At 59.2% G+C, this 23,604-nt stretch carries 20 protein-coding genes and 1 pseudogene; 16 read left to right on the top strand and 5 right to left on the bottom strand.

The window, feature by feature from the left end; translation table 11 throughout:
- Window positions 1-3: 3 nt before the first annotated feature.
- Genes trbF through AC0YKC_RS28160 form a run of 4 tightly spaced genes read left to right on the top strand, consistent with a single transcriptional unit; the run spans window position 4 to window position 3,098 of the window.
- Window positions 4-693 carry a conjugal transfer protein TrbF gene (trbF, locus tag AC0YKC_RS28175; RefSeq protein WP_488513479.1) on the top strand — a complete coding sequence of 230 codons (690 nt, stop codon included), beginning with the start codon at window positions 4-6 and terminating at the stop codon, window positions 691-693.
- The gene (trbG, locus tag AC0YKC_RS28170; protein ID WP_488513442.1) at window positions 690-1,742 is read left to right on the top strand and encodes a P-type conjugative transfer protein TrbG; all 1,053 of its coding nucleotides are present in this window, start codon (window positions 690-692) and stop codon (window positions 1,740-1,742) included. Before trbF ends, trbG begins: the two co-directional genes overlap by 4 nt.
- A complete protein-coding gene (locus AC0YKC_RS28165; RefSeq protein ID WP_488513441.1) occupies window positions 1,739-2,875 on the top strand; it encodes a TraB/TrbI/VirB10 family type IV secretion system protein in 1,137 nt (378 codons plus the stop codon). Before trbG ends, AC0YKC_RS28165 begins: the two co-directional genes overlap by 4 nt.
- Window position 2,876: 1 nt before the next feature.
- Complete coding sequence (locus AC0YKC_RS28160) at window positions 2,877-3,098, top strand: DUF2274 domain-containing protein (protein ID WP_488513440.1); 222 nt, start codon at window positions 2,877-2,879, stop codon at window positions 3,096-3,098.
- Between the two features lie 209 nt (window positions 3,099-3,307).
- Here the strand turns inward: AC0YKC_RS28160 and AC0YKC_RS28155 are convergent.
- Both AC0YKC_RS28155 and AC0YKC_RS28150 read right to left on the bottom strand, forming a co-directional pair.
- Window positions 3,308-3,913 (bottom strand): annotated as a pseudogene (locus AC0YKC_RS28155) (pyridoxal-phosphate-dependent aminotransferase family protein); the annotation flags it as partial.
- A 337-nt stretch (window positions 3,914-4,250) separates the two neighbouring features.
- Entirely contained in the window at window positions 4,251-5,204 is a 954-nt protein-coding gene (locus tag AC0YKC_RS28150; RefSeq protein WP_488513439.1) for an aromatic alcohol reductase, read from the bottom strand.
- A gap of 70 nt (window positions 5,205-5,274) precedes the next feature.
- Between AC0YKC_RS28150 and AC0YKC_RS28145 the strand changes: the two genes are divergently transcribed.
- The 8 genes from AC0YKC_RS28145 to AC0YKC_RS28110 all read left to right on the top strand — a co-directional run bounded on the left by AC0YKC_RS28145 (window position 5,275) and on the right by AC0YKC_RS28110 (window position 14,287).
- Window positions 5,275-5,712 (top strand): winged helix-turn-helix transcriptional regulator, encoded by a 438-nt coding sequence (locus tag AC0YKC_RS28145; protein WP_488513438.1) that lies wholly within the window; start codon window positions 5,275-5,277, stop codon window positions 5,710-5,712.
- Window positions 5,713-6,194: 482 nt separating this feature from the next.
- A complete protein-coding gene (locus AC0YKC_RS28140; protein WP_488513437.1) occupies window positions 6,195-7,595 on the top strand; it encodes an aminotransferase in 1,401 nt (466 codons plus the stop codon).
- 156 nt (window positions 7,596-7,751) lie between these two features.
- Entirely contained in the window at window positions 7,752-8,780 is a 1,029-nt protein-coding gene (locus AC0YKC_RS28135; protein ID WP_488513436.1) for an ABC transporter substrate-binding protein, read from the top strand.
- A 105-nt stretch (window positions 8,781-8,885) separates the two neighbouring features.
- The gene (locus tag AC0YKC_RS28130; protein ID WP_488513435.1) at window positions 8,886-9,998 is read left to right on the top strand and encodes an ABC transporter ATP-binding protein; all 1,113 of its coding nucleotides are present in this window, start codon (window positions 8,886-8,888) and stop codon (window positions 9,996-9,998) included.
- Between the two features lie 11 nt (window positions 9,999-10,009).
- A complete protein-coding gene (locus tag AC0YKC_RS28125; protein WP_488513434.1) occupies window positions 10,010-10,921 on the top strand; it encodes an ABC transporter permease in 912 nt (303 codons plus the stop codon).
- The gene (locus AC0YKC_RS28120; RefSeq protein ID WP_488513433.1) at window positions 10,914-11,720 is read left to right on the top strand and encodes an ABC transporter permease; all 807 of its coding nucleotides are present in this window, start codon (window positions 10,914-10,916) and stop codon (window positions 11,718-11,720) included. The genes AC0YKC_RS28125 and AC0YKC_RS28120 overlap by 8 nt, the downstream gene beginning before the upstream one ends.
- Before the next feature lie 52 nt (window positions 11,721-11,772).
- Complete coding sequence (locus AC0YKC_RS28115; RefSeq protein ID WP_488513432.1) at window positions 11,773-12,813, top strand: histone deacetylase family protein; 1,041 nt, start codon at window positions 11,773-11,775, stop codon at window positions 12,811-12,813.
- Window positions 12,814-12,853: 40 nt separating this feature from the next.
- The gene (locus AC0YKC_RS28110; RefSeq protein WP_488513431.1) at window positions 12,854-14,287 is read left to right on the top strand and encodes an aldehyde dehydrogenase family protein; all 1,434 of its coding nucleotides are present in this window, start codon (window positions 12,854-12,856) and stop codon (window positions 14,285-14,287) included.
- 211 nt (window positions 14,288-14,498) lie between these two features.
- Here the strand turns inward: AC0YKC_RS28110 and AC0YKC_RS28105 are convergent, their stop codons facing one another.
- The 3 genes from AC0YKC_RS28105 to AC0YKC_RS28095 all read right to left on the bottom strand — a co-directional run bounded on the left by AC0YKC_RS28105 (window position 14,499) and on the right by AC0YKC_RS28095 (window position 18,071).
- Window positions 14,499-15,398 carry a helix-turn-helix domain-containing protein gene (locus tag AC0YKC_RS28105; protein ID WP_488513430.1) on the bottom strand — a complete coding sequence of 300 codons (900 nt, stop codon included), beginning with the start codon at window positions 15,396-15,398 and terminating at the stop codon, window positions 14,499-14,501.
- 95 nt (window positions 15,399-15,493) lie between these two features.
- Window positions 15,494-16,921, bottom strand: coding sequence for an amidase (locus AC0YKC_RS28100; protein WP_488513429.1), 1,428 nt, complete (start codon window positions 16,919-16,921; stop codon window positions 15,494-15,496).
- Between the two features lie 238 nt (window positions 16,922-17,159).
- A complete protein-coding gene (locus AC0YKC_RS28095) occupies window positions 17,160-18,071 on the bottom strand; it encodes a LysR substrate-binding domain-containing protein (protein ID WP_488513428.1) in 912 nt (303 codons plus the stop codon).
- Between the two features lie 113 nt (window positions 18,072-18,184).
- Here AC0YKC_RS28095 and AC0YKC_RS28090 point away from each other — a divergent pair, with 113 nt between their 5' ends.
- The 4 genes from AC0YKC_RS28090 to AC0YKC_RS28075 are packed head-to-tail and all read left to right on the top strand — an operon-like array spanning window position 18,185 to window position 23,541.
- A complete protein-coding gene (locus AC0YKC_RS28090; protein ID WP_488513427.1) occupies window positions 18,185-19,288 on the top strand; it encodes a glycine cleavage T C-terminal barrel domain-containing protein in 1,104 nt (367 codons plus the stop codon).
- 29 nt (window positions 19,289-19,317) lie between these two features.
- Window positions 19,318-20,943, top strand: coding sequence for an acyl-CoA synthetase (locus tag AC0YKC_RS28085; RefSeq protein ID WP_488513426.1), 1,626 nt, complete (start codon window positions 19,318-19,320; stop codon window positions 20,941-20,943).
- Window positions 20,940-22,691 carry an acyl-CoA dehydrogenase family protein gene (locus tag AC0YKC_RS28080; protein ID WP_488513425.1) on the top strand — a complete coding sequence of 584 codons (1,752 nt, stop codon included), beginning with the start codon at window positions 20,940-20,942 and terminating at the stop codon, window positions 22,689-22,691. The genes AC0YKC_RS28085 and AC0YKC_RS28080 overlap by 4 nt, the downstream gene beginning before the upstream one ends.
- A 43-nt stretch (window positions 22,692-22,734) precedes the next feature.
- Window positions 22,735-23,541 carry a crotonase/enoyl-CoA hydratase family protein gene (locus tag AC0YKC_RS28075; protein WP_488513424.1) on the top strand — a complete coding sequence of 269 codons (807 nt, stop codon included), beginning with the start codon at window positions 22,735-22,737 and terminating at the stop codon, window positions 23,539-23,541.
- Window positions 23,542-23,604 lie beyond the last annotated feature (63 nt).

Genomic DNA, 23,604 nt, shown 5'->3' with positions numbered 1-23,604 from the left:
AAGATGAATATCTTTAGGCGACCCGACGTCCACTACGGCAAGACCCCTCGACCGGAAACCCCCTATCAAAAGGCGGAGCAGATCTGGGATGAACGCATCGGCTCCGCTCGCGTCCAGGCACGCAACTGGCGCGCCATGGCGTTCGGGTCGCTCATCCTGTCGGCAGGCCTTTCCACGTCACTGGTCTGGCAATTGGGCCGCGGCACTGTCGTGCCCTGGGTCGTGCAGGTCGATACGCTGGGCCAGGTTCAAGCGACCGCGCCCGCGATCGCAGATTATAAGCCGACTGATCCTCAGATAGCGTGGCATCTCGCCCGCTTTGTCGAACAGGTGCGGTCCATCCCCGCCGATCCGATCATCCTGCGCCAGGACTGGCTGCGCGCCTATGATTGGACCACCGACCAGGGCGCTGCGGCGCTCAACGACTACGCCCGCGCCGACGATCCTTTCTCCAGGGTCGGCAAGCAGCAGGTCGCGGTGGATATTTCTTCGGTCATCAGGGCGTCACCGGGCTCCTTTCGTGTCGCCTGGATCGAGCGCCACTACGAAAACGGCCAGCTTTCCGGCACCGAGCGCTGGACCGCGATCCTGACGATCGTCACAGAGATGCCAAATGACGCCGAACGTCTTCGCGCCAATCCGCTCGGCATCTACGTCAACGCCATCAACTGGTCCCGGGAGATGAGCCAATGAACCTGCCATTGTGTGTCATCGGCACTCCGGCTTTGACAAGGTCGGCGTTTGCCGTGGTGTTGCTGTCGGGCTCCATACTTGCCGGTTGCGCCACACCGCAGAAACCACCTCAGATCTCCTATGATGCCTACGTACCGCCTTTGCCCGCCGCTCCGGCAGCCGCGCTCGATGAAAGGCAAAAGCCACTGCACGTTCCACCAGGGTGGGTCCCGGCCCACGGCGGTGTCGCCGGCAGCACGCCGTTGGCGCGCGTCGAGAACGCCAACGCGGCGGCGCGCGTCCAGCCGCGTCGTGAGGGCTATTACAACGCCATACAGATTTATCCTTGGAGTGAAGGAGCCCTTTATCAGGTCTATGCCGCTCCAGGACAGATAACGGACATCGCGCTTGAGCCAGGCGAAAGCCTGACCGGCGAAGGTCCGATCGCGGCGGGCGATACCGCGCGCTGGATCATCGGCGACACCGAAAGCGGAGCGGGCGTCACCAGGCGCGTCCATGTGTTGGTCAAGCCTTCGCGCTCGGACATCAACACCAATCTCGTCATCACCACCGACCGGCGCAGCTACATGATCGAGCTGCAATCAGGCGAGAAGCCGTACATGCCCGCCGTGTCATGGGCCTATCCGGCGCCGGCCGGACAAGCGCGTGCGATCCACGCGACACCGGTGATTCCCGCCATCGCCGCACGCAACTACCGCTATGGTCTCTCCGGCGACGCGCCCCCCTGGAGGCCCCTCAGCGTCTATGACGACGGCAGGCGGGTCTATGTCGAGTTTCCACGCGGGATCGTTCAAGGCGAGATGCCGCCGATTTTTGTCATCGGTCCGGACGGCGAGGCTGAAATCACCAACAGTCGCGTCTATCAAAACGTCCTGATTGTCGACCGACTCTTCGGCGCGGCCGAATTGCGGCTTGGAAGTGGCAATCGGCAGCAGGCCGTCAGGATCGTCCGCACCGATGGAACCGGGAGGATGACTAGGACGCCAAGTCTCCGTCCAACGCCAAGCGACACAAGCTCAACCCGGCAAAGGGGAGGGGACGCTCCATGATCGAGAACGAAATCCCGACCGCCCCTATGCAGCTTCGCTCCGATCCGCCGCGCGTCACGCGCCTGTCCCGCAAGGTGCTCGCCAGCATCGGCTTATGTGCATCGCTTGGCGTCGGCGGCGCGCTGATCTACGCGCTTCAGACGAGTGAAACCGGCAGGCATGGCGACGAGCTCTACTCGACGTCCAACAGGCAGCCGGCCGACGGACTGGCTAGCCTGCCGCGCGACTATACCGGCCCTGTTCTTGGACCGCCGCTGCCTGGCGATCTCGGCCGGCCGATGCTTGATGCCCAGAACAAGGGACAGCCCATGGTGACGCCTGCGATCGCAACGCCTATTGTTGATGAGGCGGAACAGCGCCAACGGGCGGAAGAGGAAGCGGCGAGAACCTCGCGCGTCTTCTTCCAGACAGGGCAAGGAGACGCAAGGACCGCCGAAGCGTCCGCCCCTGCTATTAATGACCTTGGCAGTCAGGTCAGTCAGCCTAATGCCGGGGGTCGCCAGCTTTCCTTCCTGTCCGCCGCCGCTGACCGACGCACCGTGGCGCCAGATCACGTCACGCCTCCCGCGTCACCTTATGTGCTTCAGGCCGGCGCCGTCATTCCGGCCGCGCTCATTACCGGGATCCGATCGGACCTGCCCGGCCAGATCAGCGCCCAGGTAACCGAAAATGTCTATGACAGTCCCACCGGCCGCTCGCTGCTCATCCCGCAAGGCACTCGTATTATCGGGCAGTACGATAACGGAATTGGTCAGGGTCAGAGTCGCGTGCTGCTTGTCTGGAACAGGCTGATCTTTCCCGACGGACGTTCCATCGTTTTGGAGCGTCAGCCTGGCGCGGATGCTCAGGGCTATGCCGGCCTGGAGGACGAAGTCGACTATCACTGGGGCGAGTTGTTCAAGGCCGCGGCGTTGTCGACCGTTCTGAGCGTCGGTGCGCAGGCCGGTTCTTCCGACCAAGACAGCGACATCGTGCGTGCTCTGCGCGGCGGCGCTTCTGATAGCGTCAGCCAGGTAGGCCAACAGGTCGTTCAACGGCAGCTCGCTATCGCGCCGACGCTGACGATCCGACCTGGGTTTCCCGTTCGTGTCCTCGTCACCCGCGATCTCGCCCTTGAACCATACGGAGGTTGACATGGCCAAATTGAAACTCGCAACGATCGCCGATGACAAGCCAGTTAGGATCACGGTGGAACTGCCGGCGCCCCTGCATCGCGATTTGGTGAAATACGCAGAAATTCTTGGGCGGGAGACCGGGCGGCCATCTGCCGATCCATCGCGCTTGATCGCGCCGATGCTTGAAAGGTTCATCGCAACGGATCGCGGGTTTGCCAAAGCAAAGAAGGGGGAGGCTTAGATGGCGGGACCAGATCCCCGAGCCAAGGGGAACTTCGAGGCCCGGAACGCGGAATGCCAGGTCACATGACCTACTGGGCTGCCGCAGGCCGCCATCATCATTGCGACAATTTCAGGGTACAGCGATCGTTCTAATCGCGCGCCAGCGAGGCCAAGCTCCTCGCCTTTTTAAGGTCTATTTGCACGCGATTTCCTCTAGCTTCCTTCGTCCTAGTCCGCAGAATTTTGACTGAGAACGGCAAGCGCCATGTCGATCCCGCCCTTGCGATGCGGGATTTCAAGCGCGTCGAGTCCCATCTCGATACCCGCCAGGGTGGCGGCTATGGCGAGGTCGTTGAAATCGCCCAGATGGCCAATCCGGAACACCTTGTCGCCGAGACGCCCCAGGCCGTTGCCCAAGGCCATGTTCGAGCGCTTCAAGATATCGGCGCGCAACGTGTCGGCGGAGAAGCCCTCGGGGACCCAGACGGCGGTAAGAGAGGACGAGTGATGGCTCGGATTGAGGCAATTGATCGCCAGTCCCCAGTGCTCGACGCAGCGGCGAGTGGCGGCTGCCGCTCGGTCGTGGCGGATGAAGACGTTCTCCAGGCCTTCCTCCTGGAGGAGCTCCAGCGCCTTCTTGAGGCCGCACAGCAGGTTGGTCGAAGGGGTGTATGGGAAATAGCCTGTCGCGTTGGCGGCAAGCATATCTTCCCAGTCCCAGTAGGAACGAGGCAGCCGCGCCGTCGCCGATTTTGACAGCGCCTTTTTTGAAACCGCATTGAACGAAAGGCCGGGCGGCAGCATCAGCCCCTTCTGCGAGCCGCCAACCGTGACGCACGCGGCAGGTCACGGCGAACGCAACGAGCGAAACAAGCCTATCCGACATCCCAACACAGCCGCTGGTTAGTGGTCGCTCGTCCGAATCGGTCAGTTCCCAGACTCTGCGATGAGCATAGGTCAGGCATAGGCCTTGCGGTGCTCCGCGTCGACTTGTGACGTGCTCAGCCTAGAGATCTTCCACAGAGCTGGCGTGTCAAACAGTTTCCATCTGACCCCCTTTATGTAACCGGCGAGGGCCGGCGTTCGCCCGGCCGGAGCTGGTCAGGGTTGCGCAGCCCGGCCGAGCGCGGATGGCGCTGGCAGCTTGTTGGCCGATCCTGCTGCCAAGCGGCTACTTGCCAGGGGACGAAGTGAGGTTTGCCCCGATCCACGCCGTCGCGTCGGTGACGGGGATGGCATTGCGCTGGTTGAACGTCCCGGCCTTGTCCCACGCGACTCCGCGCCCTTGGGCAAACGCTGCGCGATACTTGCGCATCATGTTCTGCGGGTCGCGTCCCAGCTCTTCCATCAAGAAGCGTTCGGTCCATTCCGACCTGCTGAAGGAACGACCAAGGACGGCTTCCAGCTTGTCTGCGACTTCGCCGTAGGTAACGGTGTCGCCCGCCAGAAATACGATCTCGTTGCGGATGGTCGGTTCAAAGAACACAATCTCGGCGGTTAGAACCCCGATGTCATCCGGCGTCGTCAGCGTCACGGCAGTGTCGAGGCTGCCGAGGGCATGGACCGCGCTGTTGTCAAGATCGACAACGCCGAACTCCGGTTCGAACAAATAGCTCATGAACATGCCCGTCGAAATAATGACCCAGTCAGTCTTGCTCTGCGAGCGCAGCAGTTCGCGTACGTCGAGCTGCGCGTCGAAGATATCCTGCGGGCCGCCACGACCGATCGCTTCGAAATCGACGCCGAACTGCCACGGGAAATAGCGCGGAACACCGGACTGCAACGCGGCCCTGGCCAGCTTCATAGGTGTGTTGATTCCGGCGGCATAGCCTGCGCATCCGATAACGGTGTCATATTGCTCGAAAACCGACGCAAGCTCGTCGATCGAACTCCTCACCAGATCGCCCACAACGATCTCTATCCCAAGGTCGCGGATCTCGCTGATATCGCGCCTCTTGGTCGGTTCGTCGGACGCGAGGCTGCTGGCGCGTAACAAAACGCTGATCCGGGCTCCTTCCACACTTTTTGCGCGTCGCGCCAGGTTGCGCAGGACCGGCAGGCCAAGTTCACCGGCACCGAGCACGAGAATGTTTCGTGACTTCACGGGGGAGGCAGCATCGTTCATAGTTCTGATCCATTCAAGATTGGTTGCCGACCCGATATGGCAATCCATAGGCGAGCGCGAAAGAAGGCACATGCGTGATACTGGGGTAAGGTCGCTGAACCGGGACGACGTTCTTAGATACTCCCAGACCGTTTGCGACGGCCTTCGCGATGACGACGACGGGTTGCGGCGAGAGGTGCTGGCTCATGCCGGCAATCGCTGGTCGCTTGGCGTCATCCACACACTCGGCGTGTACGGCCAACTGCGCCATGCGGAGATCGGCCGGCGCATGCATGGTGTCACGCAACGGATGCTGACGCGCACCCTGCGCCTGTTGGAGCGTGACGGGTTGGTTATTCGCCGCGACTTCGAGGAGGTGCCCCCTCGCGTCGAGTATCTGCTGTCCGAATCGGGATTGGAGCTTCTTGTCCGGATGGTTCCTCTATGGACCTGGATCGTCGAGAACGCGGACGGCTTTCGGGCGGCAAGGGAGGCATTTGACACTGCCCATCTTGTTGGAGCGTCATAACCGACGCGCAGTGGCTCCGCTCGTGCGTCAGCGCCCAAAGCGGACAGTCCGCTACCCACCACCCTCGGTCATTGTTCGACGATCGGCCTCGATCCAAGGAGTAACGAGGTTCTCGCGAGGGGCCGGATGGCCGCGGGACTTCCGGGTGGTTGAGCCGGTTTACCGTGCTTTGCAACTGACGCTTCTCAGATCGTGGTCTTCACGATCTGAGGATCGATGCAGTGGTCGGCGTAGCATCTTGGCTGTCAGGAGGGTTTAGGGAGGGCGCGGTTCGTCGTTGCCGGCGTGCCAGTCTATCAGCAACCAGTGATGGCAGTGCCAAGACAATGCCAAGCGCCAAGGAAAGGTTTGTGCGAGACGATCGCTTGTCAACCAGGAAAGAGAGCATGCCTACTTAATAGGCGTTGTCGAGCCATCCAGTGGCTAGAGCGAAAAAAGGTTCCATGCTTCCTACGGCTTAGTCTTAGATCGTGAGGATTATTATGGTTGAACATGCTGTCTCGCCAACCGAAATCGGCGCTCCCGCGAGTGAAAGGTTTCATCTGATCCAGGCCGCCCCTTTGGCCGGCAGTATCGGTGCGGAAGCTCGCGAGCTCATCGCATCATCCGAAGATGTCTATGTCACTGATCAGAGCGGAAGAAAACTGATCGACGGTCCGGCAGGCATGTGGTGCATCAACGTGGGACATCGCAACCAAGCCCTGGCCGATACATTGCGGGACCAGGCAATGTCCCTGACCTATTCAACGCCGTGGTACACAAGCAACGCTCCTGCGGAGAAGCTTGCGCAGATGCTTGCAGAGCGCGCGCCGGGGGACCTCAACCACGTCTTCTTGACGACTGGCGGTTCATCCGCGGTCGAAACAGCGCTGCGGCTCGTGCAGTTCTACAACAACGTCCGCGGACTGCCGCAGAAGAAGTTGTTGATCGCACGCCAAGGAAGTTACCATGGCTCGACATATTTGACCGCATCGCTGAACGGCCGCCCGCGTGATCACGACTGGATGGATGGCGCAGCGGATCTCGTTAGAAAGCTGACTTGCCCCAATCCCTTCCACCGACCGGCGAATTTGTCGCTGGAGGCGTTCGAAGATTTCCTGGTCGATGAATTTCGCTCCCTCATCGAGCGCGAGGGCGCCCAACATATCGCCGCTTTTGTCGCCGAACCGATCCAGGCGAGCGGCGGCGTGCTGATGTCGCCGCCGAACTATCTGAAGCGCATGCGTGCGCTGTGCGCAGAGAACGAGATTCTGTTTATCGCGGACGAGGTTGTCACCGCCTTCGGAAGGCTCGGCCATATCTTCGCATCGCAGGATGTGTTCGGAATCCAGCCGGATATGATCACTTTTGCGAAAGGGGTCACCTCTGGATATTTTCCCCTCGGTGGCGTCATGGTGTCGGATCGCTTGCTCAGCGACCTTCGCCGCTTGAACCATCCCAAGGCGAACTTCGTACATGGTCTGACCTATTCCAGTCATCCCATCGGCTGCGCGGTGGCAATCCGCAATATCGAACTGCTGGAAGATGGGCTCCTCGAGCACGCGCGTGAAATCGGCCCCTACTTCCAGGAGCAGTTGCGGACGCTCGAGGAGCTACCCCTCGTTGGCGAGGTGCGCGGCGCCGGACTGATGGCGGGGATTGAATGTGTTGCCGACGCCAAGACGGAGAACCGTCTTGATCTTGACCTGACCGTCGGTAAGCGGATCGATTTTCATTGCCAGGAGAATGGGTTGCTTGTCCGGCCCCTGATCAACATGTGCGTGATGTCGCCGCCGCTGACCATCAGTCGTTCGCAAATCGACATGATGACCGATGCTCTTCGCAAGGGAATTGAAGCCACCGCGGATGATCTGGTCCGCGAGGGACTTTGGAGCGCGGCATAATCCTGCCTGCCTTCCTTTTAGGCAGAGCGGATGGCTAGACGACAGCCACCCAGCCTGAACAATTTTGAAGCCGGGCCTGATGCTCCTTTGGGATGCCTTCAGGTCCTGAAGCGCTGGAATACCGGATTATCGAGCCAGACATCAAGCGAGGGCAAAATGAAATTCACCGTCACGTCCACAGCGTTAATTCTTGGCCTGAGCACCACGGTCGCCCTGGCTGAAGGCAATCTCAACATCTACAATTGGGGCGAGTACACCAGCCCAGAATTGATCGACAAATTCTCAAAAACCTACAACGTCCATGTGACGCTGACGGATTTCGACTCCAACGACACCGCACTTGCAAAAGTGCGCCAGGGCTCCTCCGGGTTCGACATCGTGGTTCCCTCGCAGAGCTTCATCCCCACTTATATTCAAGAAGGGCTGCTTGCCGAGACGAACCCCGGGCAGATGGAAAATGCCAAGAACCTCGAAGAGAGGTGGCGGGATCCCGCTTTCGACCCGGGTCGAAAGTATTCCGTACCGTGGCTTTGGTATACGAGCGGCATCAGCGTCAATACCTCTGTTTTCAAAGGGGACATAAATACCTGGAAGGTGATTCTGGATCCGCCGGACGAACTGAAGGGAAAGATCAATATCGTCCCCGAGATGAACGATATCATGTTCGCCGCGATCAAGTTCGAAGGTGGAACATGGTGCACAAGCGACAAGGCCTTGCTCACCAAGGTCCGCGACCGTCTTCTGGAAGCCAAGAAGAGCTGGCTGTCGATCGACTATGCCGGCATCCAGAGAATGGCCACCGGAGATGTTTCGGCCTCGCTTGACTGGAGCGGCTCAGCGTTGAAGCGGCGTACTGAAAACCACAGCATCGCTTATGGCCTTCCCAGAGAGGGCTTCACCTATGGCTCTGACAATGTGGTGGTTCTGAAGGATGCTCCGGATCTGGAGAACGCCAAGCTTTTCCAGAACTTCATCATGGCGCCCGAAAACGCAGCATTGAATTCGGTCTATGCCAAATATGGAGCGGCCATCATCGGCGCCGATAAATACTATACCGACGATATCAAGGGCGCGCCGGAGCTCACCATACCCGAGGACATGAAATCAAAGGGTGAGCTTCTGACGCTTTGCGACCCGAAGATCACGCAGCTCTACAGCCGTATCTGGCAGGACGTCCAGAAGTAGCTGCTTATGTCGGTTCCGCTGGCGATGTCTGCGCTGCGTTCGACGATGGCATTGACTATCGGCGGCATACCTCCTGAGTGATTCATTTTGGGGACACTATGAAATATGAAAGATGAATCTGCGCCGGGCGTAGCCATCCGCTTGAACCAGGTCACCAAGACCTACGGTTCCGGAAACGCCATCGTCACAGCGGTCAAGAGCACGACGCTGGACATCTTCAACAATGAGTTTTTCACGTTGCTCGGGCCATCGGGCTGCGGAAAAACCACTCTGTTGCGGCTGATAGGCGGCTTCGAATATCCGACGGCCGGCACCATTCTTCTCGGGGGCGAGGACATTGCGTCGGTACCTCCGTTCCAACGGCCCATCAACACCGTCTTCCAGAACTACGCTCTTTTCCCGCACATGACGGTTGCGCAGAACATCGGCTTTGGGCTGCGGATGCTCAAGCGGCCCCGCCACGAAATCGCTGCCCGTGTCGATGAGATGTTGAAACTCGTGCGCCTGGAGAAACTATCCGATCGGCGGACAAGTCAGATATCGGGCGGCCAACAGCAGCGGGTCGCGCTGGCTCGCGCGCTCGCATCCGAGCCGAAGGTTTTGCTACTCGACGAGTCACTTTCAGCGCTGGACTACAAACTCCGCAAGGAAATGCAGATGGAGCTCAAATCGCTCCAGGCCGCGACCGGCATCACTTTCATTTTCGTGACACATGACCAGGAGGAAGCATTGACGATGTCAGATCGCGTCGCCGTGCTGTCCTCAGGTGAGATCATGCAAGTCGGAACCCCGCACGAAGTCTACATCAGGCCTGCAAATCACTTCGTCGCGAATTTCGTCGGTGAGACGAATTTCCTGCAGGGGAGGGGGCTCAACTCGGATGAACGCGGGGCCGTGATCGATCTTCAAGGGGTCGGCGCCGTCGCTATTCCGACGAAGGACAGGGTTGCGCCCGGTCAACTCGTGAACATCGTCGTTCGGCCCGAGCATTTGCGAATTCTTCCGTTGGCCCAGGAGCCGGCCGGCCAGCTTACCGGGTCTGTGAGAACGGTAAGTTTCTGCGGTGCCGAAACGCAGTACACAGTCGAATTGAGCCAAGGCGCGGCTGTTGTCACCGTCCGCAGATATAATGCGCCGGAGGAAAATCTCCCCATCGCGATCGGCGACGAGGTCTCGGTGAATTTCACGCCGAACTCAGCCCAGATCCTACCCGCTTGAGAGGCGTAGAGATGGCAAGTCTTGAAGCAGTCCGGTCTAAATCAGCAAGCCGAACGCGATGGCTTTTGATCAGTCCCGCGGTTCTAGTCGTCATGATAGGTGCGATCGCACCCCTTCTGGTTATCGTGACGTATTCATTCTTGACCCCTGGCCCGACCGGCGGCGTGAATTTCACCCCATCTTTCGATGCCTGGACGCGCGTCCTTTTCGACCGCGATGTCTTCGATGACACGTTGACGCTGTCGGGGACGAACCTCGCTATTCTGCTGCGCTCGCTACTCCTGTCTCTGGCGACCACGGTTCTGTGCCTGCTTGTAGGATTTCCCACCGCCTATTTCATCGCGACCCGCAACCCGCTCAACCGGGAAGTATGGCTTTTGCTCGTCACTGTTCCGTTCTGGACAAATCTCCTGATCCGCACGTTCGCCATACAGGATCTGATCCGTAACGAAGGGATCATAAATACACTTCTAATCAAGGCTGGATTGATTTCCGAACCAATCCAAATGCTGTTTACAAATTTCGCGATTTGTCTCGGACTGGTCTATGTATACATGCCTCTCATGATCTTGCCGGTTTACGCAAGCCTGGAACGGCAAGATCGAAGTCTGCTCGAGGCTGCATCCGATTTGTATGCTCGCCCATTCAATGTGCTTCGCGAAATCATCGTACCACTCGCCAGGCCCGGCATCATCGCCGGCTCCATTCTTGTGTTCATCCCTGCAATCGGAACCTATGTCACCCCCATCCTGCTTGGTGGCGGCAGAAACCTTATGATTGGCAACTACATCGAATTCCAGTTTGGCCAAGGTCGCGATTGGCCGTTCGGCTCCGCACTTTCGCTGGCCCTGATGGGCATCGTGATGGTGGCGCTTCTCGTCTACGTCCGTCATGGCGACAGCCACGGACACGAACATGGCTAAGGCGTTCCCGGTAACCCATCAGCGTGGCTTCGGCACCGTCGCCATCACGACGTTCATTTTCCTCTACGCACCATTGGCAGTCGCGCTCGTTTTTGCGTTCAATGCCGGGACCAGTCCTGCGAAATGGGGAGGATTTTCGCTTCGATGGTTTCAAAGTGCCGCAAACAATCAGCAAGTGATCAGCGCTTCTATCCTGTCGCTGAAACTTGCCGCCATATCGGCCACCTTGTCGACAGCGTTGGCAACGCTGGCCGCGTTGGCCATGAGCCGGACCCCAAGGTTTCGAGGGTGGACCTTGGCCTATAGTGCGATTTCCGTTCCGCTGATGGTGCCTGAGATCGTTACCGCCGTCGCGCTGCTGATTGTAACCGCTACGTTTCGGGGCTGGACCGGCTATTCTGGTCTCGGATATCTGATCCTGGCGCACTCGGCGTTCTGCGTGCCGTTCGCCTATCTACCGATCCGTGCCCGCCTCCAGACGATGGACATAAGCCTGGAACGTGCTGCCGGCGATCTGTACGCATCGCCGTGGAACGCGTTTCGCTTCATCACGATGCCTTTGCTGTTCCCAGGCGTTCTGGCGGGCTTCATCCTCGCCTTTGTAACGTCGCTGGATGACGTCGTGATCACCGAATTTGTAAAGACGGCCGGCCAGGACACCCTGCCTACTTATATGCTGGGCCAGGTGCGCCGCACGATTACGCCTGAGGTCAATGCGATAGCGGCCGTTTTCTTGCTGATCTCCGTGGCGCTTGTCATTTGCATCTACGTCGTCAACCAGCGAACGAAGATCAATTGAAGCCCCGATTTCTCACATTCCGTCTTGATATCCGAAACGTAGGCAGTGCTCTATGAAAACAATTTTCTCGCCGATACAGCTGAAACACCAGGGTCAGTTCGAATTTTACAATGGCGCTGTTGTCGAGGGTTACGAGAACACATCGCGCGCAACGTTCATAACAAGCCGGATTGAAGAGGTGCGTCTCGGCCCCATTCTTGGCCCACGGCCGCAGTCCTTGGATACCGCCAAACGGATTCACTCACCTGCCTATCTCGACTTTTTATCTTCAGCGTGGCGGCTTTGGCGGGAAGCTGGACGCACGGGTACAGCTCTTCCTTACGCTTGGCCGGCGAGAGGCAGATACAAGGATGTCTCGCCGCACTCTATCGACGCCTTACTTGGACTATATTCGATCGATGCCAGCACAGGGTTTGTCGAAGGCACCTGGGAAGCCGTCAAAGCTTCGCATGACACAGCCCTGACCGCGGCCGATTTGATCATCGAGGGCGAACAGGCTTGTTTTGCTCTTTGCCGCCCCCCCGGCCACCATGCCGGTTCCGATTTCAATGGCGGCTATTGTTTCGTCAACAATGCTGCCGTCGCAGCGCAACGCCTGCTGGACGCCGGCGCTTCGCGCGTGACTATACTCGATATCGACTATCACCATGGAAACGGCACACAAGAGATATTCTACACGCGCGGTGACGTTCAGGTTATCAGCCTTCACGCCGATCCCCGCAATGATTATCCGTTTTTTGCCGGCTATGCGGATGAACTGGGTGCCGGCGACGGAGAACGGTTCAATCTCAACATACCGCTCCCAGATGGCACCGACTGGGCGCAATGGGAGAGCGCACTTTTATTCGCGCTTGGCAGCGTCCGGCAGTTTGGCCCTGACGTAATCGTCATCTCCCATGGCGTTGACACCTTCGAGGGCGATCCGATCAGTCGCTTCCGACTTTCGCACGACCATTTTCCTCTTATCGGCGCTCACCTGGCTGGCCTCGGGACGAAAACCCTGTTCGTTCTGGAAGGCGGCTATGCCGTCGAAGACGTCGGTGTCAACGTTGTCGGGGTGCTTTCTGGCTATGAAGATGCCATCCGCCGTTGAGCCTGTGGCTAAAACGAACAACAGTTCTATTGGAGCAAGCATGCAGTCCGGCAACGCAACGAAATTCTATATCGACGGACGATGGGTGAAGCCGGCGGGTGCTGGCCGAATGGACGTGATCAATCCGGCGACCGGACATTCGTTCATGCAAATTGCGATCGGCACCACCGAAGATGCCGACTCGGCCGTGCAGGCCGCCTTCGAGGCCCTCCCGACGTTCTCACAGACAAGCAAGAACGAGAGGGTGGAACTCCTGCGCAATGTCCTGCGATGCTACAATGATCGCTACGAAGATATCGCGCAGGCCGTGAGCACGGAACTCGGTGCACCCTTGAAATTTGCCCGCGAGGCCCAGGCATGGGCAGGGCAGATTCATTTGGAATCGACAATCGCCGCGCTTGAAGCATTCAGCTTTGACGAGCACCACGGAAGCTCGATGATCACCTGGGAGCCCATCGGCGTTTGCGCGCTCATCACGCCCTGGAATTGGCCCCTGAACCAAATTGTCTGCAAGGTCGCGCCGGCTCTTGCCGCGGGCTGTACAGTCGTGCTGAAGCCGTCCGAGTTGGCGCCCCTCAGTGCGATCATCTTTACGGAAGTGCTTGAGAAGGCCGGAGTACCCAAGGGTGTCTTCAACCTGATCAACGGCACAGGACCGGATGTCGGACAGTATCTTGCAGGGCATCCTCGGGTCGACATGGTCTCCTTCACGGGATCGACCCGCGCAGGCATCATTGTCGCAAAGACGGCCGCCGAGACGGTCAAGCGCGTGGCTCAGGAACTGGGTGGAAAATCAGCCAATATCGTGCTGGCCGATGCTGATCTGGAGAATGCGGTCGTCAAGGGTGTCGAGGCGTGTTTCAGCAATTCGGGCCAATCTTGCGACGCGCCAACGCGTCTTCTGGTCCCGGCCGATCGCCATGCCGAGGCACTCGACATCGCGAGGCGAGCCGCCGCCGCCACCCGCGTCGGAGATCCTTCAAGTGACGATACCGATATGGGGCCAGTGATCAGCCAACAGCAATTCGACAAGATCCAGCGGATGATTGGTCTTGGAATAGAAGAAGGCGCTACTTTGGTGGCAGGCGGAGCGGGCAAACCTGAGGGTCTCGATGTTGGCTTCTACGTCAAGCCAACGATCTTCGGTGGCGTTACGCCTGATATGACGATTGCTCGAGAGGAGATTTTTGGTCCGGTCCTTTCGATTATCCCCTACGATACCGAGGCGGACGCAATACGGATCGCAAACGACTCGATCTACGGCCTGGCCGCTTACGTGCAGGGCGGCGATCTGGAGAGGACGAGAGCGGTCGCCCGCAAACTTCAAGCCGGGTCAGTCTACGTCAACTACGCGCCGTGGGATACGCATGCGCCGTTCGGCGGTTACAAACAGTCCGGGAATGGCCGTGAATACAGCCACTGGGGAATACGCGACTTTATGGAGGTCAAGGGGATTGTAGGTTGGGGGGCGTGATCGTCGTCCCCCGGGAATTCAAAACCTGCGCGAGAAGACGTCTGAAGCCAGTGAAGACCAAGGATATGGAGCAAGCGCGGTGACGATGCGGGACGCCCCTTGGGAATTCTAGAGCATGCCGGCGAAAATCGAATCTGCCGCAATGCTCTATCGCTTTATTTTGACGCAATTTCCGGACGCAAAACCGCTTCGCAATTTTGCAGGAATTGCTCTAACCCCACAGGGTTTGAGAGGGTGTTTCGCCGAAAAGCGACTTGTAGCGCAGCGCAAAGCGGCTCCAGTGAAAAAAGCCCCAATCCATGGCTATGTCAGATACCTTCCTTGGCAAACAACGGGCGCGCAGCAAGTCACGGCGGGCGCCGTTGAGGCGAAGCATCATAAGAATTCTGTCAAGAGGCATCTGCGTGAAACTTTGGCAGGATGCCCTGAGGTCGAAGGGCGAGACACCAAGATCGCGCGACAGCGATCTCACAGAATGGGGCATATCCGGCGTATCGAAAATCCGATCGCGTATCTTTCTATAGATTATTTCGGTTTGCGCTATGTGCGGCGTTTGGCGAATAAGGCTTTTCTGGAAAAGCAGCTCAAAACGATCCGTAATGAGGTCCGCGAGCACGTCATCGAAGTCTCCGCGCGCGCAGGGATGCGATTGCTGGCTCGCGCCTCCAAGCAACGACAACAGCCAGTCTGCAAGAAATGCCGCATTCTCTAGCGGCGGTTCGACAAGGTCCGCTATTCTGCTGCGGTCCTCGTCCGCAACAGCATCGCGCCTCAGGACGAGCATCAGCAGGTCGCTATCGGCGTCCATGAACCCGATGCGATTCGTCCAGTTTAAGGCAAAACCTGAGACGCCGGGCGCTTTTTCGCCGCGGACCAATTCGCTTCGATCGCGTTTCGGGTAGTAATAGAAGATCATGCTTCCTTCAGGCGCGGAGAACATTTGTTCCGTTCCGACACTGATGGTCTCGCGCAAAATCTCCACGCCCGGGAGCAGGATGGCCATGGTTCGACCGTCATAGCCGCCGGTCGAGACCTGCCGGTACTCCTGCCGCCAACCTGGCAAGGACGCTTCCTGCTCGGTCGCGTCATGGAAGGTGGTCTCAAGATACACGCCGCGCGCACCTCCTGCTCCGCTCTGAAGAATTTCGCGCCGAAACCTCGGTTGAAGAAATTCCAGGACAGGACATCACTCGTTCCCCTGTGCGGCTATCCTAGCGCGGGACGTCGCTCGTCGCTACCGTACCACGCTCCGATTTCAGCCTCATAGGCAAGAGCGATACTCAATACATCCTGGTCGCAATATGTCTTGCCGACTATCTGAATTCCAGTGGGGACTCCATTTGGAGCGCGCCCGGAAGGCATGTTGACGACCGGACAGCGGCTGAGCGTGTTGAAAGGGTGAGTCATCAACCAGCCGAGCATCGGCTCGACATCCTGCCCGTTGATCTGGAGTCCATTTGAAGGATCAAAGTCCGCACTGACGGCTGGTATTGCCAGCGATGGGCAAATGAAGGCATCAAACGTTTCCATCATCGGGCCAAAGGTCTGATACATTTCGCCAGCTATCTCAAGAGATCTGAGATACTCGCTCATTCCCTTCGCACGAGCACTTTCGGCGAAGTTGCGCGTATAGCCGCATAGCTCGTCGCCATGCGTGTCAAGATATTGCGCTACCCATGTCCCAAAGATTGACGCAAGATAATCTCGCGCAGCTTCCTCGGCGCGCGCGGTCCAGCCGAGATCGACCTCGACCACCTCGGCGCCCATATCTCTAAAACGGTTGATCGCTTCGACGGTGTTCTTGCGCACATCGTCGCTGACTTGTTTGAAACCGAGATCGATGGAGTAGGCGATTCTCTTCGATTTCATGTCCGCGGGCTGGGGCTTTACATCGATTTTCGGCCGCAGAGAGGCTACGTCGAGAGGGTGGGGACCGCTCATGATGTTTTGCATCAGGATGCAGTCGCCAACGCTACGAGCAAGCGGGCCGGGGTGGTTATAGAAATCGAAGCTAAAGGGAGCAAGATCGGCATTTCGCCCATAGGGCGGCTTGTAGCCGACCAATCCGCAGGCCGACGCAGGAATGCGAATGGATCCGCCGATGTCCGAACCGGAGGCAAGCGTGGTGAATCCGGCGGCCAGCGCCGCCGCCGAACCGCCGGAAGAACCTCCAGTGGTGAATTCGCGGTTCCACGGATTGCGTGTGACGCCCCACAGACGCGAATGGGTGAAGCCGGCGCATGAAAATTCGGGCGTCGTGGTTCGGCCCATGACCACCGCTCCGGCGTCAATCAGATGCTCGTTCACCGGCGATGTCACGGTGGCGACCTCATCTCGGAAGATCAGCGAGCCGAATGTCGTGATCTTACCTGCAATCAGGCTCTCATCCTTGATGGCCACGGGGATACCCTCCAATGGCCGCACGTTTCTACCGCTGCTGTATCTGCGTTCAGCCTCTTTTGCCGCGGCGATCGCATCGTCGGCATACAGGAATGAAAATGCATTGATGTCGGAACCGACCGCGGCAATGCGCGCCAGCTGCGCGTTCAGAAGCTCGACGGGTGACAAGCTTTTCTTTCGAAAGGCCGCGAGTGCTTCCGTGGCGGACAGATAGCAGAGTTCCAAATCGCTCAAGCTTGTGCTCCGATGAATAACCACTAGCCAACTGCGTCGGCCAGGCTGACCTGCGATGGTACTATCGTCGGACCGTTGATCTCTATCCGTCCCGTTTTCGATTAGCGCCTACTTATTAGGCATTCCGTGCCGTTTGGGGCCACGGCGCCGAATAGGCCCTCAGCGTTGGCGGCGGGCCTATGACCTGATGCGACTGCCGAAGCGATGGTCAATGCGGTGAGCGCTGCCTCATGGACATTTAGCTTGCGTCATTGTTGGCGTTTTCCGATTTCCGTGCGGCGGACAGCAGCCATTCGACAAACAGCGGGGCATCGGGATGGCGGCTGCTACCAGCTGGTTGAATCAGATGAAACGCTTCATCGATCGGCACCGCGAGGGGAAACGGCGCTATCAATCGCCCGGAGGCCAGGGCATGTCCGGCAAGGGAACTGCGGCCCAGTGCTACGCCCACACATTCCGCCGCCAATTCGAATGCCGTCAAGGATGTGTCGAGATGCAATCCTGAACCGGCATCGACTTGCTGGGCTCCAGCTGCCTTGAGCCAGATGCCCCAGCCTTCATGATAGCCCAGCACGTGCAGCAGGCGATGATGACGCAGGTCCTGCGGACTGTCCAGCGGATTGCGGCCAGGCAGGTCGGGTGCGCAAAGGGGCGTGATGGTTTCCCAAGTCAGGCGATGGCTGTTGAATCCAGGCCAGTGTCCGGTGCCGTATTGGATGTCGAGATCGAAGTCCTGCGCGTCCGAGGCGTCATTCCAGACGCTCGACAGCAAGCGGATGTTCTTGCCCGGATAACGTTCGAGGTATTCGGGCAAGCGCTGAGCCAGCCAATTGACGGCGAAGGAAATGGCGCATCGCACTGTCAACGAACTGGTCCGACGCTGGCCAAACACCTCGCGCGTACCGATAGCAAGCCGTTCCATCGCATCCTGCACCTTAGGCAGATAGGCGGCGCCGGATTTGGTTAGCTCCAGGCCGCGCGGGCGGCGGATGAACAGCACATGGTGCAGATAGTGCTCCAGCGATTTCACATGTTTGGATACCGCGGCTTGCGTGATGTGCAATTCGGAGGCGGCATGGGTGAAACTGAGCGTGCGGGCCGAAGCTTCGAATGCGCGCAGCCATGTCAGAGGCGGGAGCTGACGGTTCATAGCACGCTCCAAAACACAGCCATAACTTTTTGTATAGGCGTCCTCCCCTAATACGTCCTTTGACGAAACCCCGCCAGCGGGATCATTGGTTGCCAACCACGAGGGAGGGGCCGATGTTTTCAGTTTTCCCAACGGCGCGATTGCGGCCGTCACCGTTTTATGCCTCGGCTGTCGCCGAAGGTATGACCGCGGCCAGCATCTATAACCGGATGATCATGCCTACGTCGTATGGTGATCCGGAGGCGGAATACTGGCGACTTATCAACGGCGTCTCTCAATGGGATGTCGGCGTGGAGCGCCAGGTGCAACTGAAAGGGCCGGATGCGGGCCGCCTGGCGCAGATCCTGTCACCGCGCGATCTGTCCAGCTGCAAAGTCGGTCAGGGCAAATATGTGCCGTTATGCAACCATAGGGGCACAATCATCAACGATCCGATTCTGCTGAAGCTGGCGGATGACCTTTATTGGCTATCGATTGCGGACAGCGACATCTGGTTCTGGGCCAGCGCCATTGCTGCCGAACGTGGCCTGATCGTCGAGGTCAGCGAGCCTGACGTCTCCCCCATGGCGCTGCAAGGGCCGAAAGCCGAGGATGTCGTGGCCCATGTATTGGGCGATTGGGTTCGACAGCTGAAGTATTTCTGGTTCAAGGAGACCGAAATCGAAGGCATTCCGGTGGCCGTCCAGCGGTCTGGCTGGTCCAAGCAAGGCGGGTTCGAGATTTATCTGAAAGACGGATCCCGGGGCACTCAGCTTTGGAACATCTTCAAGGAGGCGGGCCAGCCCTGGGGCATCGGCCCGGGCGCTCCTGCCACGGCGGAGCGCACCGAAAGCGGGCTTGTGTCGGTCGGTGGTGATACCGACGAAGCGACCAATCCGTTCGAGGTGCGTCTGGGCAAATACGTGGACCTAGATGTCGCCGATGACGTCGTGGGTATCGAGCCGCTGCGCCGCATCAAGGCGGAGGGTGTGAAACGCCATCAGCTCGGTCTGGTACTGGAAGGCAATGCCCCTTCTCCCCTGGGCTTCCGCCGCCAGGACATCAATCGCAACGGCCAGCGCATCGGCATGATGACCAATTGCGTCTGGTCGCCGCGCCTAAAAGCCAACATCGGCTATGCGCTGATCGACGCAGGCGTGCCAGCGGGCGAAACAGTGCAGGTGCTGCGCGACCAGGGGCCGGTTTCCGCCAAGCTCGTAGAGTTGCCTTTTCTGTAACGCCGGGACCTTGGCCATAGGATCAGAGCATGAGACAGCACTACGACGCCGCCCGCCGCGATGACGCCAACTACGTGGCCCTGTCTCCACTGTCATTCCTGAAAAGGGCCGAGCTGGTCTACTGCGGGCGCACCGCGGTGACTTATGGCGACATAAGGCGCACCTGGGCACAGACTGGCGGTCGCTGCCGCTCGGTCGCGGCGGGGCTGGCGGCTTTGGGCGTGGGGCGGGGGGACACGGTTTCGGTGCTGTCGCCAAACATTCCCGAGCTCTTCGAACTACATTACGCGGTACCCTTGCTGGGGGCCGTGTTGAATACGATCAACACCCGCCTGGAGCCGGAAACCGTCGCCTATATCTTGGCGCACTCGGACTCGACGCTGGTGATTGCCGATACAGCCTTCGCACCCCTGCTGCGTGAAGCCTTTCGATTGAATGACAACACGCTTCCTGTGGTTGATATCGTCGATGCTCAGGCACAGGCTTCTGCTGGGTTCGGGGAACGCAGCTATGAGGATCTGGCGGCTCATCCTCCCATGGGGTGGGAGCTGCCCGAGGATGAGTGGCAGGCGCTGGCGCTGAATTATACTTCGGGCACTTCGGGGCGGCCGAAGGGCGTGATTTATCACCACCGCGGCGCATATCTGATGGCGATGGGGACGATTGCCGCATGGGCCTTGCCGCAGCACCCGACCTACCTGTCAGTCGTGCCCATGTTTCACTGCAACGGCTGGACTCATCCTTGGTCGATGGCCATCGTCGGAGCCAACATGGTTTTTACCCGCGATGCCTCGCCTGGCAAATTGCTGGAAGCCATGTCGGCGCACCGCGTCACCCATATGGGAGCTGCCCCCATCGTGCTGCAGATGCTGTGCGACAGCCGGATTGCTTCCGCGCAGCCCTTCAATCCCCAGATCAAGGTCATGACCGCAGGTGCACCGCCACCGCCCGCAGTCCTGGAGAAGGCCGCGCAAATGGGACTGAATGTGATGCAGGTGTACGGACTGACTGAAACCTACGGTCATATTTCCCAATGCCTTTGGCAGGACGAATGGGAGGCCCTTTCTGCTTCAGCAAGAGCTGAAAAACAAGCGATGCAGGGCGTCGCCTTTCCGATGGTCGAAGACATCCGCGTGGTCGACCGAGAGACTGGCGTGGATGTGCCGCGGGATGGGCTGACACAGGGTGAGATCGCCATTCGCGGCAATACGGTGATGAGGGGATATTACAAGGACGCGACCGCCACCGCGGCGGCTTTCGAGTCTGGCTGGTTCTGGTCCGGCGATGCTGCGGTGGTGCATCCAGACGGGTATATTCAGATCCGGGACCGGCTGAAGGATGTGATCATCTCAGGCGGGGAAAACATCTCATCGGTCGAGGTCGAGTCCGTTCTATACCGACATCCCGCGATCAGCGTTGCAGCCGTGGTGGCCCGTCCGCATCCGAAATGGGGCGAAAGCCCATGCGCCTTTGTCGAACTACGCGAGGGCGCGAGCGTGACCGAGGCGGAAATCATTGCCTTTTGTCGCGCCCATATCGCCCATTTCAAAGCGCCGAAAACGGTGGTGTTCGGCCCTTTGCCAAAAACCGCGACAGGCAAGATCCAGAAGTTCATTCTGCGGGCGGCAGCCCGTGACCTGGGGCCTCAGGCATGACATTTGTACCACCCGTCAAGGACCTGATGTTCAACATCACCCATATCGCGCCATGGTCGGGCGATGCGGGCAGTGATCTCGAGACGGCCTCAGCGGTCCTCGAAGAGTTCGGCCGATTTTGTGCTGAGGAAATCGCGCCGCTGAATGCAGCAGGCGACCGCATCGGCTCGCATTGTGACCGAGGTCGAGTTCAAACGCCGCCCGGCTTTCGTGAGGCCTATGACAAATTCGTGGGCATGGGCTGGCAAGGGTTGCGGCACCCGTCGGAATTCGGCGGGCATGACATGCCCCGGTCTGTCGCCGCCGCCGCCACAGAGATCATCAACGCGGCCAATATGAGTTTTGCGTTATGCCCTCTGTTGACCGATGGCGCCATTGAGGCGCTTCTCCGTTTCGGGTCGCCTGAAATCCAACAGACCTATTTGCACAAGCTGGTTTCCGGCAGGTGGACCGGCACCATGAATCTGACCGAGCCGCAGGCGGGCAGCGATCTGGCCTTGGTACGGACAAGGGCCGAACGCCAGGCGAATGGCACCTATCAGATATCCGGTACAAAAATCTTCATCACCTATGGCGAGCATGATCTGGCCGAGAATATCATCCACCTCGTCCTTGCCCGAACGCCTGGCGCGCCCGAGGGCGTGAAGGGGATCAGCCTGTTTCTGGTGCCGAAACTGCTGGTGGACGAAAGTGGCGAACCTGGTGCGCGAAATTCACTCCTCTGTCAAAGCATCGAACACAAGCTCGGCGTCAGGGCGAGCCCGACGTGTATGCTGGAATTCGAAGGCGCCACCGGCTTTCTGATTGGCCGCGAAAACGCCGGGCTGGAAATCATGTTCACGATGATGAACGCGGCCCGCTTCGCCGTAGGTGTTCAGGGGGTCGCGATAGCAGAGCGTGCCTATCAAATGGCGCTGTCTTACGCGAAGACCCGTATCCAGGGCCGTCCAGTGGATGGTAGCTCTTTTGAGGCGGTTCCCATTATCCGTCACCCGGATGTCCGCCGGATGCTGGCGCATATGCGCGCCACGACCGAAGGGTGCCGGGCCCTTGCCGCCTCTGCCGCCGGATGGCAGGACCGTGCGCAGTTTGCCGCAACGCCGGAACTGAGAACGGAAGCTCTGGCAATAGCCGAATTTCTTGTACCGCTGGTCAAGGGCTTCTGCACCGAAATGAGCCTCCAGACAGCCTCAACCGGCGTACAGATTTATGGTGGCATGGGGTTCATCGAAGAAACCGGCGTTGCCCAGTTTTACCGCGACGCACGAATCCTGCCGATCTACGAAGGCACAACGGCCATCCAGGCCAATGATCTGCTGGGCCGCAAGACGCTTCGAGACGGTGGATCAACGGCGAGACGCATCGCTGAAATGATAGCTCAAACAGAAAGCGCTCTTCGGCAAGGCTCGCCCGCCGCGCAAGAAATCGCAGCGCAACTGTCTTGCGCACGCGAAGCATTCGAGTCCGTCGTTGCCCATCTGGTCGCGGTCAGGCCAACGGAGCTGAACGCCGCCTATGCAGGCGCCGTGCCCTACCTGATGCTGGCTGGCAATCTTGTCGCGGGCTGGCAGCTGGCACGCTCGGCCCTTGTCGCTGAAGCGGGACTGCAGGACGGTCGAGATCCCGAGTTCATGGCTGCCAAGATCGCCACGGCCCGGTTCTACGCCCAACACATTCTCAACGAGGCCGACCTTCAGCGAGCCCGCGTCATGGACGGCGCCGCAAGCCTGTTGGATATCGGATTCTGAATAGAACAATCACCCATCTTCACCTCTGGAACAGGACCGTAACATGGCCATCCAAATCGACATCACCCGATACGAGAACCTTGCCATCGAGGCCCACGACGGGGGGGTCTGGGTCGTAACCCTGAACCGTCCGACCAAGCGCAATGCGCTGGATTCAAATACGATCGAAGAACTGGTCGACTTTTTTTCCACAGCTCCTCGCGCGGGTGTACGCGCGATTGTGCTGGCCGGGGCGGGGGACCATTTTTGCGCCGGGCTAGATTTGATTGAACATCATCAAGCTGACCGCAGCCCAGCGGACTTCATGCATATTTGCCTGCGCTGGCACGAGGCCTTCAACAAGATGGAATATGGCGGCGTGCCGATCATCGCGGCTCTTAACGGGGCCGTTGTGGGCGGTGGGCTGGAACTGGCGAGTGCTGCCCATATCCGGGTGATGGACAAGACGACCTATTTTGCGCTGCCTGAAGGCCAACGCGGACTTTTCACCGGCGGCGGCGCCACTATCCGCGTTGCCGATCTGGTGGGCAAGTCGCGCATGATCGACATGATGCTGACGGGCCGGGTGTATCAGGGCCAGGAAGCGGTCGATCTGGGGCTCGCGCAGTATATCGTCGAAGGGTCAAGCTTCGAGAAGGCGCTGGAACTCGCCCGCAAGGCGGCGCAGAACCTGCCCCTGTCCAACTTTGCAATTTGCTCCGCTGTGAGCCACATGCAGAATATGTCCGCGCTGGACGCCGCTTATGCCGAGGCCGTCGTCGCGGGTGTGGTGAATACGCAGCCGGAAGCACGTGCTCGACTCGCCGCCTTCGCGGACAAGAGCGCGGCACGTGTGCGGGCCAACTATTGAGATCTGGGATTGGTTCGTGACAGGATTGCGATTTGGCAGGGATTGCGTCGCGCAGGTTGGCAC

It is taken from the genome of Mesorhizobium sp. CNPSo 4661, assembly GCF_057784215.1.
The sequence above is the reverse complement of the archived record's forward strand: the minus strand, read 5'-3'. Positions and strand labels throughout refer to the sequence as shown.

Excerpts from the sequence above, each read along its gene's own strand:
- trbF (WP_488513479.1), top strand. The coding sequence starts at position 4 with ATGAATATCTTTAGGCGACCCGACGTCCACTACGGCAAGACCCCTCGA.
- trbG (WP_488513442.1), top strand. The coding sequence starts at position 690 with ATGAACCTGCCATTGTGTGTCATCGGCACTCCGGCTTTGACAAGGTCG.
- AC0YKC_RS28165 (WP_488513441.1), top strand. The coding sequence starts at position 1,739 with ATGATCGAGAACGAAATCCCGACCGCCCCTATGCAGCTTCGCTCCGAT.
- AC0YKC_RS28160 (WP_488513440.1), top strand. The coding sequence starts at position 2,877 with ATGGCCAAATTGAAACTCGCAACGATCGCCGATGACAAGCCAGTTAGG.
- AC0YKC_RS28150 (WP_488513439.1), bottom strand. The coding sequence starts at position 5,204 with ATGAACGATGCTGCCTCCCCCGTGAAGTCACGAAACATTCTCGTGCTC.
- AC0YKC_RS28145 (WP_488513438.1), top strand. The coding sequence starts at position 5,275 with ATGCGTGATACTGGGGTAAGGTCGCTGAACCGGGACGACGTTCTTAGA.
- AC0YKC_RS28140 (WP_488513437.1), top strand. The coding sequence starts at position 6,195 with ATGGTTGAACATGCTGTCTCGCCAACCGAAATCGGCGCTCCCGCGAGT.
- AC0YKC_RS28135 (WP_488513436.1), top strand. The coding sequence starts at position 7,752 with ATGAAATTCACCGTCACGTCCACAGCGTTAATTCTTGGCCTGAGCACC.
- AC0YKC_RS28130 (WP_488513435.1), top strand. The coding sequence starts at position 8,886 with ATGAAAGATGAATCTGCGCCGGGCGTAGCCATCCGCTTGAACCAGGTC.
- AC0YKC_RS28125 (WP_488513434.1), top strand. The coding sequence starts at position 10,010 with ATGGCAAGTCTTGAAGCAGTCCGGTCTAAATCAGCAAGCCGAACGCGA.
- AC0YKC_RS28120 (WP_488513433.1), top strand. The coding sequence starts at position 10,914 with ATGGCTAAGGCGTTCCCGGTAACCCATCAGCGTGGCTTCGGCACCGTC.
- AC0YKC_RS28115 (WP_488513432.1), top strand. The coding sequence starts at position 11,773 with ATGAAAACAATTTTCTCGCCGATACAGCTGAAACACCAGGGTCAGTTC.
- AC0YKC_RS28110 (WP_488513431.1), top strand. The coding sequence starts at position 12,854 with ATGCAGTCCGGCAACGCAACGAAATTCTATATCGACGGACGATGGGTG.
- AC0YKC_RS28095 (WP_488513428.1), bottom strand. The coding sequence starts at position 18,071 with ATGAACCGTCAGCTCCCGCCTCTGACATGGCTGCGCGCATTCGAAGCT.
- AC0YKC_RS28090 (WP_488513427.1), top strand. The coding sequence starts at position 18,185 with ATGTTTTCAGTTTTCCCAACGGCGCGATTGCGGCCGTCACCGTTTTAT.
- AC0YKC_RS28085 (WP_488513426.1), top strand. The coding sequence starts at position 19,318 with ATGAGACAGCACTACGACGCCGCCCGCCGCGATGACGCCAACTACGTG.
- AC0YKC_RS28080 (WP_488513425.1), top strand. The coding sequence starts at position 20,940 with ATGACATTTGTACCACCCGTCAAGGACCTGATGTTCAACATCACCCAT.
- AC0YKC_RS28075 (WP_488513424.1), top strand. The coding sequence starts at position 22,735 with ATGGCCATCCAAATCGACATCACCCGATACGAGAACCTTGCCATCGAG.